Raw genomic sequence first — 15,804 nt, 5'->3', positions numbered from 1 at the left:
GTCCCTCTCTCCGGCGAATAGACACTCATACCCACACCTGTTCCATATCGAGCTCTATTTTTCCGGTATATAGATGTATTTTCGGAGGCAACAGTATTTCCGTCGTGCCGAGGCCCATCGGAAGCGACGGCGCCGGGGCGGTCGGCGTTACTCCATCGACAGTGCCGGCCCGGGACGCCACGTGTTGCCGTCGAGGGCGACCAGGTCGTACTGCGCGAGCAGTCGCAGCGCGTGGATCACCGAGTCCGCGTCGAACTCCGCCGCCACCTCGCCCGCGGCCGCCTCCGCGATCTGACTCTTCGTCGCTCCGCCGGTCCGGTCTACGATCTCCAGGAGGGCGACGAGGTCGGCGGTCACCGGTTCGAGTTCGTCGACGCCGGAGTCGCTCCGGCCGAGTATCTCCTCGATATCATCGAATTCGCCGACGAGTTCGACCGTTGTCTGGACCGATTTCGGTGGTGTATCCTCGTTTTCCATTATCTGACTATGTATTCGCCACGATTAAAATATTTTTGGGTATTTCTCGTCCATCCTCCGTGAATCCATCACCGAATTATAGACCGGAGATCCGAAGCGATGGCGGATCGGGAGCGACGCGTGCATCGGAGTATCAGCGGTGTCGACTCTTCCGTCCGCCCGTGCGCCCGCCAGCAACCAGGTGAGTCGACCGTCGGCGGACGCCGACCCGGTCGCACCCAACTCCGGTCGGATCCACTATTAGTGGATTCATGCGCAAAATTACAATAGTATACTCGTAATTCATCACGTGCCGAAAGTACGGTAAAAGATAACATATAACAAGAGTGGTGACGGGATTTCGACGCTGTGAGAGGATTACGGTGAAAGATCCTGCTAGATACAGATTCCAGCGATGGTGGAACAGATCGACTCGTCCTCACGTCGGGGTCACCGGCCGCCGGCTCGTGGCGCCGGAGCGGTCGTTTCGGACTCCGCGTGCGGGTCGGCGGAGAGAGCGACAGCGACCCACGCCATCGGCTACCAAACGCATAAATGGGTCTGCTGTGAATCGGAACCCGGCAGGCGAGGAGACACCGGGCTGTCAGGCCACTCGACTCGGAACCGAGATCTGCGGTGCGATGGCGGCCGGCGACCACGATCCCTGTCGCTGGACGGCGATGTGAGGCGTCGAACAGTTCGCCTGCCACCGCTGTTTCACACTCGAGAGGGTCCTGTATCGGGAGCGTCGCGGTCCGGCAGTGAAGTCGGGCCCGGAAAAGTCGGTTCGGGGGAAGCGTCGACGGCGGCGGGCGGTTCGGTCAGTTCAGTGTCGGTGCGCGGTGCGCCGCGGCGGGATCACTCGGGCGGTTCGAACTCGGTGTCGTAGCTGGCCTGGGTCACGCCGCCGAGGACGGAGGCGTCGACGACCCCGGCGCGCTTGAAGTCCAGCGCCCTGTTGTCCGCGGGGGGCCAGTCGAAGTCCCGGACGTTGCCCCAGGCGCCGGAGAGCCCCTGGCGGAACACGAAGTTCGGGAGGTAGAAGTTGTACCACCGGGCGCAGGTGCGGTACAGCTCCAGCAGTTCCTCCTCGGAGTTGCCCGGCTGCTGGATCCGCTGGACGACCTCGAACATGTCGACCTCCTCGCCGTTCTCCAGGTCCGGTTCGAGGCCGGCCTGGTCCGGCGCCTCGATGGACCCGACCTCGCTGGGGATCTCGCAGTGGACGGCCCGGCCCTGGGTGTCGTAGTCGTCGTCCTCGGTGAGCCGGTAGGGCGACTCGGCGGTGGGACTGCCGCCCAGCAGCGTCTCGCCCCACCAGGCGCCGCGGTCGGTGTAGTAGCCGAAGACGTTGTTCGTCCCGGCCCAGAAGATGGTCGAGTCGTAGTTGAGCCCGCTGTTGGGGTCCATGTTGTTCGACCACGTCGAGTAGTTCACCGTGCTGAAGTTGACGCCGAAGCCCCAGTTGGCGAGGTTCGCCCGGACCGTCTGACAGCCCTGGACGTAGCCCGTCCCGCCGGAGTGTTGCATCAGGTCGATCTCGGCGGTGTTGCCGTTGGGGTCGACCCACTCGCCACCCTGCCTGCTGTAGCCCGCGTTGCGCATGTACTGGTTGGCGTTCTCGAGGTTCTGCCCGCGCGAGTAGGTGTGCAGCTGGTCGAGGAACTCGTCGGAGAACGTGCTCTCGGACTGGGCGTCCAGCAGGAACGTGTCGTGTTCGGTGACGATCGACGACTCCTCGCCCCAGCCGTTTGCGGCGACGGCGTTCCAGTCGATGGCCTCGACCAGCGCGCGGCGCACCCAGAGGTTCTGGAGGTGCTCGTCGTTCATGTTGAGCTTCCAGACGTGGCCGGCGACCGCGTCGAGGAAGCGGGTCACCTCCTGCATGTGGTCCGGGAGCGTCTCGCGGTTCATCGACCCGCTCGGGGTGACCGCGCCGGCGTTGAAGTCGACCGCGCCGTTGCTCTGGAGCGTCTGCAGGCGGTCGCCGGAGGCCCAGAGGATCTCCAGTTGCTCGACGTTGGTGTTGTCGGCGTTGGGGTGGTCCTCGTTCTTGTGGAGAACCATGCTCTCCGAACCCACGTCGTCCATGGTCTCGAGGACGTACATCCCCGAGCCCCAGCCGTTGCCCTCCTCGACGGCGAGCTCCTGAAGCGGGATCCGGTCGCTCTGCAGGTCGTCGGTGATCGACTGGCTCTGGTCGGCGTTGCCCGCGTCCTGGTAGCGCTCGATGTACGGCTCCGTGAAGTCGGGGTGCATCATCGCCGAGAGCTGGAGCTCGTAGGCCGCGGCCGCGATGACCTGGCGGGCCTGCGGGCTGGGATCCTGTTCGGGCACCTCGCCCTTGTCGAACCAGCCGTGGTAGCGCCACTGGGATTCGGCCTCCGAGTTGAACGTCGCCCCCTCGGCGAACTTGTTCCCGGCCTGGAAGAAGTTCACGTGGTCGTGTTTCTCCCGGGTGACCGCGTCGTAGGGGTCGCCGTTCCAGAACCGCGCCCGGTCGTCGAGGTCGTGCCACCAGTCGAACGGCGGCTCGACCTCCTGGCTCTCGAACCAGGTCATGATCTCCACCTCCTCCCGGTCGGGCTTGTGCGGCGCCGGCACCGTCACGCCGCTCATGTGGACCTCCCGCGTGTGGACGTTCCGGAGCCCCGTCAGCTCCTTCATCATCTCGTCGCCCGCCGCGTTGTCCTGGGGCGTCCAGGCGTTCCAGTCGAACACGCTCGGCGAGTTCAACACGGCGTACGACAGCGTGTCCGCCACCGGCTCGCGGGCCGTGGCGGTCTCGTCGGCCGACGTGGGCGTCCCGTCGTCCTCGCCGTCGCCCCCGTTGCCGCTCTCGGGGGTATCGGTGTCGCCGCCGTCCCCACCGGTCGGCGTCCCGTCCCCGCCACCGCTCGGACAGCCGGCCAGCCCTGTAACGCCCATTCCGGCCAGTATTTGCGCGTACCGACGCCGCGATACGTTCCGCTCACTCTCGTTGGTACCGTCTCGCATACGTCACACCCATTCGACAGGAACATATAAAAATTATGTTTATGTTCCCTCATGAACGGCGGCTAACGGCGCTCGACCGCTACTCGTCGCCGTCCTCGTTCCGCCGCGAGAGCCCGTAGCCGGCGAGTCCCGCCAGCCCGGCGAGGCCGGCGACGGCGCCCGACCCCGGCAGCGCGCCGCTCCCGGACGTCGACGTGTCGGTCGCGGCGTCGCCGTCCTCGCCCGTCTGTGCTTCGGTCGCGCCGTCGCCACCCGTGGCCGTGTCGGTGGGCGCGGCCGTGTCGGTGGGCGCGGCCGTGTCGGTGGGCGCGGCCGTGTCGGTGGGCGCGGCCGTGTCGGTGGGCGCGGCCGTGTCGGTGGGCGCGGCCGTGTCGGTGGGCGTGGCCGTGTCGGTGGGCGTGGCCGTGTCGGGCGCGTCGGTTTCGGTCGCGGTGTCGGCCCCCGCAGACCCCTCCAGTGCGACCTCGACGGCCCCGGTGTCGTCGGAAACCGTCGTCGTGACCGTCTTCGACCGCTCGCCGTCGGAGGCGGTGATCTCGTAGGCCCCCTTGAAGGCGCGTGTCGAATACGTCCCCTCGCTGTCGGTCTCGCCGGACTCGTCGGTCCACCACTCGTCGAAGACCAGCCGCTGGTACTCCTCGCCGTGGGGACGCAGTTCCCAGTCCGCGCCGTAGTACCGCCGCGGGTCGCCGTTCTCGTCCCAGAGACACCACGACATGACCCCCTCGACGGCCTCGTGGCTGAACGCCGCGGTCAGCACGTCCCGGACGTAGTCGGCCTGGGCCTCGACCTTGGCCTCGTTGTCCCGGGTGTCCATCTGCACGTCGAACTCCGTGATCTGCAGGGGGACGCCGTGCCCGCCGAACCGGTCGAACACCGACAGTAGCTCTTCCGGCGGGGTCAGGGCGGTGATGTCGAAGTGACCCATGAAGCCGATCCCCTCGACCCCGGCGTCGCTGTCCATCAGCCAGGAGATGAACTCGTCGTAGGGGTCGCGGTAGCTGCTGCCCGCGACGATGTTCATCTCGTTGACGTACATCTGGGCGTCGGGCGCGGCGTCGTGGGCAGTCTCCCACCACTCGAGGGCGTACTCTCGGCCGATCTGGTCGCGGATGTTCGACTGCCAGATCGGGTGGTTGTGCATGTCCCACTCGGGGAGGTCGCCCCGGAACTCCGAGGCGCGGTTCCGGATCCGCTGGTTCACCTGTTCGTTGATCTCTTCCGCGGAGCCCTCGGAGTCGACGTTCATCCAGTCCCACTCCTCCCAGACCAGCGCGTGGCCCCGGGTCGGCACGTCCTCGTCGAGCAGCCACTGGACCGCCCGCTTCGCGGTTTCCCGGCTGACCGCCTCGCCCCACTCCCCGTTCCACGGCGAGACTTTCAGCCCGTTGGTGAGCGCGGCCTTGTTGAAGTTCTCCCGGTGTTTCTGCCGGTAGGTCTCCGCCACCTCCGAGTCCCACCGGTCGCCGATCTGCGAGAGGGTGAACTCGCCGCCGAAGTCGAACGCGTGTTCCCGCATCGCCACGTCGACGGTCGCACCGTCGACCGGCTCGCCGTCCGGCCCGACCACCTCGACGTCCAGGTCGGTCTTGCGGATCGCCTCGATCCGTTCGTTCGCGTCCGCGCGCCACTCGGCGTCCTCGGCGCGGCCCTCGTAGTCGTAGGAAACCAGCGCCTCGTTGAGGTCTTCGACGGTGGCGTCGGTGTCGCTGTAGTCGACTAGCGCGAGCCCGCCGAAGTCGATCGTCTGCTCGGCGAACCCGGTCCAGAACTCCACGTAGGGCTGGTACTCCGACCCGTCGGGCTTGGCGCCCACGTCGATGACGAAGTAGTGCCGTTCCCAGCTCGACCCCGGCGAGACGGTCGCCGAGCTGGCGACCATGTTGGCCGAGTAGCCCGTGCTCCCGTCGGGATTGGTGTACTGCCACTTGAACCCAGCCTGGGTCTGGGGCGACGTGTCCTCGCCCGCGGCGTCGACGCCCCGGAGGTACGCGACCGCCAGGAGCAGGTCCCCCTCGTCGAACGACCGGTCCTCGATGTTCGCCTTGTACGTGTAGGAGTAGGCGTTCGCCGGCGCCTCGGTGATCTCGACCCGGTCGGCCACCGTGATCGGGACGCCCTCCGCCGTCACGTCGATCTCCGACTCGGTCCCGTTCTCGCCGCCCTGGAGCGAGAACGCCTCCAGCGCCCCCTCCTCGGTCGTGGCGTACACGAACTCCCCCTCGGGGAGCCCCTGTCCCTCCGTGAGGTCGCTCCGGAGCGTCTCGTGGTAGTCGTCCGGCGACGACCGGGCGCTGACCGGCGCGGCCGACACCGCCGCCCCCGCCGAAACCGCCGCCATCGATTTCAGGAACGATCTGCGCTCGTGCTCGGGAGTCCAGTCTCTTGTCATGTGGAAACGTCTAACAGTTCAGTTTTCACTTTCTCACTTAGCAGTTTCGGTGTCCCGTCGGGAACCTCCGCACCGACCCCGTCGTCGGCGAATGCCCGGGCGGCGACTTCGGCAAGCGGTAGGCGTCGGACGCCGACTCGGCGACTCCCCTCACGGTTGGTCGCGCCGATGCCCTCCTCACGCTCAGTCCGGACCCGGCGTCGGGCGGGGAGCGTTCCAGTCGTTCGTGGGACCGAGATCTGCGATCAAACTCCACCGCTCGCTGTCGGATCGTTCCGGAGATACCGGCTGTGTGGCTCTACGATGTCCGGTAAAATCGGACAAATACAGAGACGGCGACGGGGACGCAGCCGTCAGATCCCCAGACGCGAAGGAGGCGTTCTCGCCGAGATCCGCGACACCGACCCGACGAGCCGTCTACTCGCCGGAGTCGTCGACGTTCGGCCGGTCGGTCGACACGGGATGACCGACGCCAACCCGTCCACGCCGTCACCGAATCCCGGTCGGGCACTTCTGTTTTCGGGCAAGTACCGGGTACGATCGCATCCGGACTGTAATTCGGTACTATCGGATACGCAGTCACCGAACTGGAGTCCGGAACCGAACGCGGTACGCGGGTACCGAGCGACCGACACCGCGGTATCGGCTTCCGAGGATGTACTCGACGAACGGGCGACGTGCGGAGTTGCCGCTGACGTGTCCGGGTCGTCCATCTCGCGCCGCTCGTTCGCCGACCCGGCAGGACTCATCCCCTGACAGCTTCACGTAGGAGGGTGACCGGCCAGTAGCACCGGTAGCTGACGGTATCGTTCCGACCGGTTGTCACTGACCGGATCGTACGGCGGCGTTCTACCCGGTAACCAGGCCCTTCCGGAAATACCGGACAGATTCGGGAGTGTACCGACGTATATATTACAGTCATACTGGTGTAATCGATTGCAACCCGGAGGGTCGAACGGCGGCCTGTCGGAGCAACTCCGGCGAACCGAGGCGTGGCTCAGAACCGTCGTTTATCCGATATCGTCGGATCAGCACTGGCCATCGGTGCTGATCGCTGTGGCGTGGGACGACCGTTGTCGATCCCGATCGAGGCCGACCGCGAGGCGGGTTCGCACGCCGTAGTGCAGGTTCTCTGTACTGGCGACCGTAACCGGTCCCAGTTCCGGAATTATACGTAAAGAACGTATTCTCTACTTTTGTAATATATCGCGATAGGAACCAATCGTATCACATCCCAGATATCGATACGCAGTTTGCCGGGGATGGAACACCGAACGGGGAACTCCCGTGGAAGCGACGATCCGATATCGCAGTCAGACGTACAGAAACCGAATCTACGGACACCTACGGCGGACAGACGGCGTGTCGAGGGTCGGCCCCGTAGTCGGCGGCCGTCGCGAAATGGCTCCTGCGATCTTCCCAGGAGAGATCGCTCGGAGGAGACCCGTACTACCGGTATAGACCGACCTGATCGATAGTTACTAGTAGTCGCGAGCGCCCGGGACGTATTTTCCCGGTTTCGTACACGTCATCTAACTTCTGCGGACGGAATTTATTATAAATTTACTGTTAGTACTGGTATAAAGTAATCAGTATTATACGTCGATCGATTCGGCAGTCGCCGCCGACCGCGGTCCCCGGAGCGGTCGGGGACGCTGGCAGGGATATATCCACTCGGCGGCCGTACGGACAGTATGGTAGCTGCGACCACCGGCCCGGGAGCACTGCGAGCGCGCTCGCTGCCGGTACGGACGGTACTGGCGGCAGTTCTCGCGGCCGCCGCCAACGCCGCACTGGTCGCGGTCGTCCAGGCGGTCGGGGTCGCGCCCGGGTTCCGGGCGCTGACGTACCCGCCGGTCGTCTTCCTCTCCGTCCTCGGCGCGGTGGGAGCGGCCGGCGTCTACGCGCTGTTGCGCAACCGGGTCGAAGAGCCGGCGGCGACCTTCCGGAAACTCGCCCTCGGGGTACTGGTCGTCTCGTTCGTCCCGGACCTGGCGCTTCTGGTCGCCGACCCCGCCGCGACGGCCGCGGGCGTGGTCGTCCTGATGGTCATGCACGTCGTCGTCGCCGCGATAGCGGTCGAACTGCTCGTCTCCTGGCGGGGTGAGGGATGAGCGACCGGGTCCTCGTCACCGGCGCGACCGGGACGGTCGGCCGCCACGTCGTCGACGCCCTCGGCGACCGGGACGCGACCGTCCGCGTCGCGACGCGGGACCCCGAGCCAGCCCGCGAACAGTTCCCCGACGCGGCCGAGCACGTCGCCTTCGACTTCGAGCGGCCGGAGACCTGGGGCGGGGCGCTGGCCGACGCGGACGGCTGTTTCCTGATGCGGCCGCCGACCGCGGGGGGCGAGCGGGTCGGCGAGTTCGCTGCGGCGGCCGACCGCGTCGGCGTCAAGCGGCTCGCCTACCTCTCGACGCTCGGCGTCGAGCGGAACCCGCTGATCCCCCACCACCGGATCGAGGAGCGGATCGCCGGGACGGACCTCGACTACACCTTCCTGCGGGCCTCCTTCTTCGTGCAGAACCTCGTCGAGGTCCACCGCGAGGACGTCGTCGAGCGCGACCAGATATTCGTCCCGGCGGGCGACGGCGCGACGAGTTTCGTCGACGCGCGGGACGTGGGCGAGGTCGCCGCGGTCGTCCTGACCGAGGCGGGCCACGCGGACCGCGCCTACGACCTCACCGGGCCCGAGGCGCTCACCTACGGCGAGGTCGCGTCGGCGTTCAGCGACGCCCTCGACCGGCCGATCACCTACGCCGACCCGTCGATACCGGCGTTCGTCCGGCGGATGCGCTCGCGCGGGGAGCCGCTTCCCTTCCTCGTCCTGATGGTCGGCATCTACACGACGGCACGCGTGGGTCTCGCCGACCGGGTCACCGACGACGCGGAACGGATACTCGGTCGACCGCCCCGCGACGTGGCGGCGTTCGTCGCCGACTACGCCGATCAGTTCCGGCCGGCCGACGACCGCCGGTACGTCGAGACGCGCGGCCCGCCCGTGCCGGAGGTCGCCTACCGCGTGATCAACCCCGTCGTCGAGCGGCTGTTGCGCTCGCCGCTACACGGACTCGTCAGCGACTCGCTCGTGTTGCTGACGTTCACCGGGCGGGAGAGCGGCGACGAGTACACCACGCCGGTCGGCTACTGGGTCGACGACGACGGGCGGCTGGTCGTCACGACCCAGAGCCCGTGGTGGCGCAACCTCCGGGGCGGCCGGCCCGTCAAGGTCCTGCTTCGCGGCGAGCGCTACAAGGGGACCGCGACCGCCCGCCCCGACCCGGCGGACGTGGCCGAGTACGTCGAGCGCAACGGCGTCGACGCGGCCCGCCGCCTCGGCGTCGCAGTCAAGGGCGACCGGCCACCGACGCGGGCGGAACTGGAAACCGGCGTCGAGGGGACCGTCGTCGTCGAGATCGAACTGGAGCGGGCGGAGGCGGCCGCCGCGGCGGCGACCGCGTAGACCGGCGTGTGACGGCCGTGTGCGTCGCGTGACGGTCGGACCACGCTCCTGCGCGGTCGCTCCTTTTGAGTCTGCGAGCACTACGGGAGCCGACGCGACCGATGGACGACACCACCGAGCGCGAGCGGCGCCCGGGTGGCGACCGCGGCCGGAGCACCGACTCGCCCCGTGACCGGGCGGAGCGGCGCGAGTCCGACGATCTGTCGGGTCCGGACCGCCAGGAGCCGGCGGCCCCGGACCGGGACCGGACGGCCGGGGCTCCCGGCGGGGGACTCGACCGGCGCAGCGTCGCGAAGGTCGGCGTCGGCTTCGCCGTCGCCGTCGCGTTGCTGTACCTGTTCGGGCGGGTGATCGGCTGGTCGGAGATCGCGGCGACGTTCGCCCGCGCCGACCCGAAGTGGCTCGCGCTGGCGATGGCGTCGTCGGCCGCCGGTCTCGCCGTCTGGGCGAAGGTGTGGGACGAACTGCTCGCGCTGGTCGGCGTCGACGCCGCCTACCCGCCGCTGGTGGTCACCTACTTCGCGGCGACGTTCGGCGACTACGTGACGCCGCTGGGGAAGGCCGGCGGCGGCCCGCTGATCGCCTACGTCCTCTCGGCGGACGACCGGATCTCCTACGAGCAGGGGCTGGCGAGCGTCACCTCCGCCGACACCATCAACCTCCTCCCGTACGTCGGGTTCGCGCTCGTCGGCTTCGGCGGACTCGCCCTGGGAGGAGGACTCCCGCGGCGGGCGAACCTCCTGGCGGGGACGCTCGCCGCGGTCGTCGGCACGGTGGCGGTGACCGGCGCGGTCGTCTGGCGCAAGCGCGACCGCGTCGAGGACACCGTCGCCGGCGCGGTCGGGACCGCCGGCGACCTGCTCCCGTTCGTCGACGTGGGGTCGGTCCGCGAGACGGTCCGGGGGTTCTACGCCGAACTGGAGCGGATCGCCGCCGAGCCGCGGACGCTCGCGTACGCGCTCGCGCTGTCGACCGTCGGCTGGGTGCTGTTCGCCCTCCCGCTGTACCTGGCCGGCCGGACCCTCGGCGTGGAACTCGGGCTGTTCGTCGTCATGTTCGTCGTCCCCGCGAGCACCGTCGCGGGGCTGGTACCGACGCCCGGCGGCCTCGGCGGCGTCGAGTTCGCACTGGTCGGGTTGCTCGTCGCGCTGACGACGGTCCCGGCGAGCACCGCGGCGGCCGTCGCGCTGGTCTACCGGCTGGCGAGCTACTGGCTGGTCGTCGCCGTCGGCGGTCTCGCCGCGCTGTACGAGATCTACGGGGCGTGACCGCGGATCGGCGTGGAGAATCGAGCGGTCCGGGGAGCGGCGGACCGCTCGGGGGTGGTGCATGCCTGACAGCCCGGTCACGCCACTCGGTCGTTTCGCCCGACGCGAAAAGAAGGTCGCTAAGAACGGCCCGTGGGGCTACGTAGATCACCGGAGCGATATAGAGCGTCAGATCTCGGTCGCGGCGGCGAGGGCGTCGTCGTGGACCGCGCCGTTCGACGCGACCAGGCCCGTCGCGTCGTGGCGCCAGCGGTCGCCCGCCAGGTCGGTCACGCGGCCGCCCGCCCGGCGGACGAGGTGGGCGCCGGCGATGCTGTCCCAGGGGTTGACCGCGACGTTGGTGATCGCGGCGTCGAGGCGACCGGCCGCGACCTGGGCGAGCGCGACCTGGACGGAGCCGGGCCGCCGGAGGTCACCGAAGCGGGTGACGACCGCCTCGGCGGCGCGGGCGAACTCGTCGCGGCGGTCGCTCGGCCACCAGACCGTCGGCGCGACGCTGCAGGTCGCGGGGTCGGCCCGGTCGCTCACCGCGACGACCTCGCCGTTTCGCTCGGTCGGGCCCTCCCCCGCGACGTACGCGTCGCCCAGCGCCGGGCAGACGGTCGCCGCGGCGACGGGCTCGCCGTCGCGGACGGCGGCGACGCAGGTGCCCCAGACCCGCCCGCCGCGGACGTAGTTGTGGCTCCCGTCGATCGGGTCGACGACCCAGGCCCGTCCCGTCTCCGGGACGGTCTTCCGCGCGTCGGCCTCCTCGCCGACGACCGGCTCGTCGGGGTAGCGCTCGCGGAGAACCTCGACGGCCGCCTCCTGGGCCTCCCCGTCGGCCCGCGTCACGTAGTCGGTCTCGTTGTCCTTCGTCTCGACGGCCAGGTCCCCGCGGAACAGCGACGCGGCGACCTCGCCGCCGGCGCGCGCGGCCCGTTCGGCGGCCGCCCGCCGGGCGCCGGGGTCAGTCACCGTCGCTCCTGCCCGCGGGGTCGGCCGGGGCCGCGCCGGCCCCTTGCTCCCGGTCGGCGACCGTCGCAGCGACGCCGCGATAGTCGTCCTCCGCCCGGAGACACCGACTCTCGCGCTCGCCGTCGCCGGTCGCGTAGGCGTCGGGCGCCTCGCCGTCGCAACGGGACCCGAACGTCTCCCGGAGCCGGTCGGCGGCCGCGCGGTCGTCGCCGCCCTTGGCGAGGTCGACGGCCTCGTCGACGGCGTCCGCCGCTGCCGGGGGGAGGTCGCGGCCGCCGAGCAGTTCGTCGACCGCGTCGTCGATCGCCTCGGCGTCGACGGGGCGGCCAGCGAGCGCCTTCGCCCGGGCGAGAAGCGAGTCCTCCGAGCGGGCGCGCGTCCGGAAGACGACCCGCAGCTCGTCGAGCGCCCGCCAGGTCGCCTCCGGGAGGTCGAACTCGTCGGGGCGGATCTTCGCCGGGCAACGCGTGGCGAACGGACACCCCGACGGGGGGTCCCGCGGGCTCGGCGGGGTCCCCCGCAGCGTCACCCGCTCGCCGTCCCACGGGGAGCCGCTGCCGGGGATCGCCGAGAGCAGCGACAGCGTGTAGGGGTGACGCGGGTCGGCGAACACCGACTCCGCCGGGCCGAGTTCGACCACGTTGCCGAGGTACATCACCGCGACCCGGTCGGCGATGTGCCGGACCACGCTCAGGTCGTGGGCGATGAACAGGTACGTCAGCCCCAGGTCGTCCTGGATCCCCTCCAGGAGGTTGATGATCCGCGCCTGGACGCTCACGTCCAGCGCGCTGACGGGCTCGTCGAGCACGAGGAAGTCCGGTTCGAGCGCCAGCGCCCGGGCGATGCCCACCCGCTGGCGCTGCCCGCCGGAGAACTGGTGGGGGTACCGCCGGACGTGCTCCTCGCTGAGCCCGACGCGCGTGATCAGTTCCGCGACGCGGTCCTGTCGCAGCTCCGCGACCGACTTCCCGACGCGCACCGACACAGTCGGGCGCTCGCCCCCGTCGACCGACACCGTCACGTCGTCGGCCGTCAGCGGGAGCCGGTCGCGGACCGACACCTCGTGAGTCCCGCGAGCGAGCGAGACCGTCACGTCCGGCCCGTCGTCGGGGTTCCCGGTGACGCCGGCCGCGTCGTCGCCGCCGACGGACCCGCCGACGACCGGCCCCGATCCGGAGACGGTCGCCGCGTCGACCCCCTCGACGGCGACCGAGAGCCGCGGCCAGCCGTGGGCCTCCAGCGGTTCGCGGACGATCTGGCCGACGGTCTGGCGGTCGTTGAGGCTCTCGTCGGGGTCCTGGAACACCATGCCGACGCGGCGCTGCCACTCGGCGTCGCCGCCGTCGGTCACGTCCCGCCCCCCGGCCTCGATCGTCCCGCTCGTCGCGTCCTCCAGCCCGACGAGCGTCCGGCCGAGCGTCGTCTTGCCGCAGCCGGACTCGCCGACCAGCCCCAGCGTCTCCCCCTCGAACAGGTCGAAGGAGACGCCGTCGACGGCCTTGACCGGCGGCGACCGCGACAGCAACGTCCGCTCGTCGTAGTAGGTCCGCAGGTCCCGGACCGACAGCAACGGGTCGCCCCGTGCGGCGCCCGCCGCGTCGCCGTGGCCCGCCACGCCCGTCGCGGGGTCGGTCACAGCTCACCACCCCCTTCGTCGCCGACGTCGACGTCGCCGGCCGTCCCCGTGCCACCCGTGTTCCCGCCGACCCCCGCCTCGGGGGGTGCGCCGCCGCCGTGGTCGACGGCCCCGAAGTTGGTGTTGTCGCTCGCCGCGGCGACCGTGCGCTCGTCGAGCGCGCCGTCGCCGCCCGCTCCGCCGTCGAGGCCTGTCTCGCTCGGGTAGCGGTCGTCGTGCAACAGGCAGGCGGCGCTCCGGTCGACGCCCGCCTCGCCCACGTCGTGGTGCTCGGGGTGGACCTCGATGCAGGCGCCGAAGGCGTCGGGACACCGCGGTGCGAACCGACAGACGGTGGCCGGGCCGGTCGGCGTCGGCACCTCCCCCTCGATGGTGGGGAGCTGTTCGTCGGGCGGGGTTCGCCCGGGGATCGACCGCAACAGCGCCCGCGTGTAGGGGTGCTGGGGGTCGTCGAACAGCGCCTCGGTCGGGGCGCGCTCGACGATCTCGCCGGCGTAGATGACGTTCACCCGGTCGGTGGCGTCCTCGATGACCCCCATGTCGTGGGTGATGAAGAGGATCGCCAGGTCCTCCTCGCGCTGCAGCTCGGCGAGCAGGTCGAGGATCTGCGCCTGGATGGTGACGTCGAGAGCCGTCGTCGGCTCGTCGCAGACCAGCAGGTCGGGGTCGCAGGCCAGCGCCATCGCGATGACCGCCCGCTGTTGCATCCCGCCCGAGAGCTGGTGGGGGTACTCGCCGACCCGGTCCGCCGCGTCGGGGATGCCCACGTCTTCGAGCAGTTCGACCGCCCGGGCGCGGGCCTCGCGCCCGCGGAGGTCCTGGTGGATCTTCAGCGCTTCCCGGATCTGGTTGCCGACGGTGTAGACGGGGTTCAGTGCGCTGCCGGGGTCCTGGAAGACGATGGCGATGTCGCCGCGGTGGGCCTCCCAGCTGTCGTCGGTCAGGTCCTCGCCGCGGAAGCGGATCGACCCCTCCTCGATCGCGCCGGGCCGGTCGACGAGCCCGAGGATCGACCGCGCGGTGACGGACTTGCCCGAGCCCGACTCACCGACGAGTCCGACGGTCTCGCCCGCGCTGATCTCGAAGGAGACGCCGTCGACGGCGTGGATCTCCTCGCGGTCGGTGTGGAAGACGGTCCGCAGGTTCTCCACGGCCAGCAGGGGCTCGGCGTCGCTCACGCGCCACCACCCCGCCCGGCCGCGGCGCCGCCGGCGCTGTCGGACTGCGGGTCGATGGCGTCGCGGATGCCGTCGCCCAGCGCGTTGAACCCGGTCACGACGATCGTGATCAGGATCCCGGGGATGAGCGAGATGTGCCACGAGCCCGTGGTCACGTAGTCCTGGCCGAGGTTGATCGCCCGGCCCCACTCCGGGGTCGGCGGGGAGACGCCCAGCCCCAGGAACGACAGGCCGGCGATGGCGATGATCGCGCCGCCGAGCGTCATCGACCCGTAGATCAGCAGGTAGCCGGTGATGTACGGGAGCATGTGCCGGCGCATGATCACGCGCGGTTTCTGCCCGAAGCTGCGGGCGGCGTCGACCCACTGGCGCTGGGCGACCTGAAGGGCGGGGCCCCGCACCGACCGCCACATGTACGTCCAGCCGGTGCCGGCGAAGATGAGCGCGAGGACGAACGCGCCGCTGTAGATCCCACCGATCCACGTCCCCGCGAGCACCTTGGTGAGCATGATGAGCAGGAGCAGTTGCGGCATCGCCATCACCGCGTCGGAGACCAGTACCATGCCGAGGTCGACCCGGCCGCGGTAGTAGGCGGCGACCAGCGCGAGCGACGCGGCCAGCAGCGCGCTCAGCCCGACCGAGAGCACGCCGATGATCAGCGAGATGCGGGACCCGGTGGCGATGAAGGTGAACAGATCCCGCCCCGTGGGGAGCGTCCCGAACGGGTGATAGCGGTTGTAGTCGTCGTAGGTGAACGGCATCACCCGCGAGTCGGTGCCGGTCGACTGCGATTCGAGGTTCGCCTGGCCGACGAGCGTCGTCTGGACCTCCCCGGCGTCGCTGTTCCAGTAGCTGAACTCGTGGGAGTACGACTGGCGCATGTTCTGTTCGACCGTCGTCGGCCCGAGCGCGGGCGCGAAGACGGCCATGACGACGAACATGAACACGACGAGGAGCCCGAACTTCCCCCAGGTGTGCGAGCGGAAGCGGTCGACGATGTCGTCGCGGGGGCTCCAGTCGGTCGGGCGGATCTCCCGCCGGTAGAGGCGGTAGCCGAGCATCGCCCAGCCGGCGCAGGCGAAGGCGTACCCGTAGACCAGCGCCACCCGCACCGCCCAGGCGAGCGCGGGCTCCAGCCCGAGGAACGTCCCGACCCACCGCTCCCCGTTCCAGTACCCCTCGTTGGGGATCGTCTCCCGCGAGAGCAGTGTCGGCACCTCCTGGGCGGTCGACTGGGCGGCGTTGAACAGCCCTGTCAGCCATTCGACGGCCGGCTGTGAGGGACCGAGCGACGGGACGAACAGCAGGAGGTCCGCGGCCATGCCGGTGAGGAAGGTGGCGAGCGCGCCGGCCTCCACCGCGAACAGCGCGACCCCGGCGGCGGCCCAGACGAGCGCCGGCGACGAGGTCGGGAGGGCCGTCGAGGCACGCTCCCGGTCGGTCGTCGCGCCGGCCAT

General features: G+C 69.8%; 10 protein-coding genes. 3 read left to right on the top strand and 7 right to left on the bottom strand.

The window, feature by feature from the left end; all coding sequences use genetic code 11:
- Positions 1–147 precede the first annotated feature (147 nt).
- The 3 genes from ACMGFI_RS07655 to ACMGFI_RS07645 form a co-directional block, all read right to left on the bottom strand.
- The gene (locus ACMGFI_RS07655; RefSeq protein WP_436908619.1) at positions 148–477 is read right to left on the bottom strand and encodes a hypothetical protein; all 330 of its coding nucleotides are present in this window, start codon (positions 475–477) and stop codon (positions 148–150) included.
- Between the two features lie 837 nt (positions 478–1,314).
- Positions 1,315–3,453, bottom strand: a complete 2,139-nt coding sequence (locus ACMGFI_RS07650; protein ID WP_436908617.1) for an ABC transporter substrate-binding protein — start codon at positions 3,451–3,453, stop codon at positions 1,315–1,317.
- A 79-nt stretch (positions 3,454–3,532) separates the two neighbouring features.
- A complete protein-coding gene (locus tag ACMGFI_RS07645) occupies positions 3,533–5,845 on the bottom strand; it encodes an endo-1,4-beta-xylanase (protein WP_436908615.1) in 2,313 nt (770 codons plus the stop codon).
- Between the two features lie 1,694 nt (positions 5,846–7,539).
- Between ACMGFI_RS07645 and ACMGFI_RS07640 the strand changes: the two genes are divergently transcribed.
- From ACMGFI_RS07640 to ACMGFI_RS07630, 3 genes are all read left to right on the top strand, one after another.
- Positions 7,540–7,959 carry a DUF6069 family protein gene (locus ACMGFI_RS07640; RefSeq protein ID WP_436908613.1) on the top strand — a complete coding sequence of 140 codons (420 nt, stop codon included), beginning with the start codon at positions 7,540–7,542 and terminating at the stop codon, positions 7,957–7,959.
- On the top strand, positions 7,956–9,308 hold the full coding sequence (locus ACMGFI_RS07635) for a nitroreductase/quinone reductase family protein (protein ID WP_436908611.1): 1,353 nt from the start codon (positions 7,956–7,958) through the stop codon (positions 9,306–9,308). Before ACMGFI_RS07640 ends, ACMGFI_RS07635 begins: the two co-directional genes overlap by 4 nt.
- A 101-nt stretch (positions 9,309–9,409) precedes the next feature.
- A complete protein-coding gene (locus ACMGFI_RS07630; RefSeq protein ID WP_436908610.1) occupies positions 9,410–10,576 on the top strand; it encodes a flippase-like domain-containing protein in 1,167 nt (388 codons plus the stop codon).
- 168 nt (positions 10,577–10,744) lie between these two features.
- Here ACMGFI_RS07630 and ACMGFI_RS07625 read toward each other — a convergent pair whose 3' ends face one another.
- Genes ACMGFI_RS07625 through ACMGFI_RS07610 form a run of 4 tightly spaced genes read right to left on the bottom strand, consistent with a single transcriptional unit; the run spans position 10,745 to position 15,804 of the window.
- Complete coding sequence (locus tag ACMGFI_RS07625) at positions 10,745–11,533, bottom strand: inositol monophosphatase family protein (RefSeq protein ID WP_436908608.1); 789 nt, start codon at positions 11,531–11,533, stop codon at positions 10,745–10,747.
- The gene (locus tag ACMGFI_RS07620) at positions 11,526–13,169 is read right to left on the bottom strand and encodes an ABC transporter ATP-binding protein (RefSeq protein WP_436908607.1); all 1,644 of its coding nucleotides are present in this window, start codon (positions 13,167–13,169) and stop codon (positions 11,526–11,528) included. The genes ACMGFI_RS07625 and ACMGFI_RS07620 overlap by 8 nt, the downstream gene beginning before the upstream one ends.
- The gene (locus ACMGFI_RS07615) at positions 13,166–14,347 is read right to left on the bottom strand and encodes an ABC transporter ATP-binding protein (protein ID WP_436908605.1); all 1,182 of its coding nucleotides are present in this window, start codon (positions 14,345–14,347) and stop codon (positions 13,166–13,168) included. Before ACMGFI_RS07615 ends, ACMGFI_RS07620 begins: the two co-directional genes overlap by 4 nt.
- The gene (locus tag ACMGFI_RS07610; RefSeq protein ID WP_436908604.1) at positions 14,344–15,804 is read right to left on the bottom strand and encodes an ABC transporter permease; all 1,461 of its coding nucleotides are present in this window, start codon (positions 15,802–15,804) and stop codon (positions 14,344–14,346) included. Before ACMGFI_RS07610 ends, ACMGFI_RS07615 begins: the two co-directional genes overlap by 4 nt.

Source organism: Halosimplex marinum, from assembly GCF_051414075.1.
GTDB lineage: Archaea > Halobacteriota > Halobacteria > Halobacteriales > Haloarculaceae > Halosimplex > Halosimplex marinum.
This window is presented reverse-complemented; position numbering and strand designations above follow the sequence as displayed.

Bases quoted from the DNA above. Each gene is read 5' to 3' on its own strand.
- ACMGFI_RS07645 (WP_436908615.1), bottom strand. From the start codon at position 5,845: ATGACAAGAGACTGGACTCCCGAGCACGAGCGCAGATCGTTCCTGAAA.
- ACMGFI_RS07630 (WP_436908610.1), top strand. From the start codon at position 9,410: ATGGACGACACCACCGAGCGCGAGCGGCGCCCGGGTGGCGACCGCGGC.
- ACMGFI_RS07635 (WP_436908611.1), top strand. From the start codon at position 7,956: ATGAGCGACCGGGTCCTCGTCACCGGCGCGACCGGGACGGTCGGCCGC.
- ACMGFI_RS07640 (WP_436908613.1), top strand. From the start codon at position 7,540: ATGGTAGCTGCGACCACCGGCCCGGGAGCACTGCGAGCGCGCTCGCTG.
- ACMGFI_RS07655 (WP_436908619.1), bottom strand. From the start codon at position 477: ATGGAAAACGAGGATACACCACCGAAATCGGTCCAGACAACGGTCGAA.
- ACMGFI_RS07650 (WP_436908617.1), bottom strand. From the start codon at position 3,453: ATGCGAGACGGTACCAACGAGAGTGAGCGGAACGTATCGCGGCGTCGG.
- ACMGFI_RS07610 (WP_436908604.1), bottom strand. From the start codon at position 15,804: ATGGCCGGCGCGACGACCGACCGGGAGCGTGCCTCGACGGCCCTCCCG.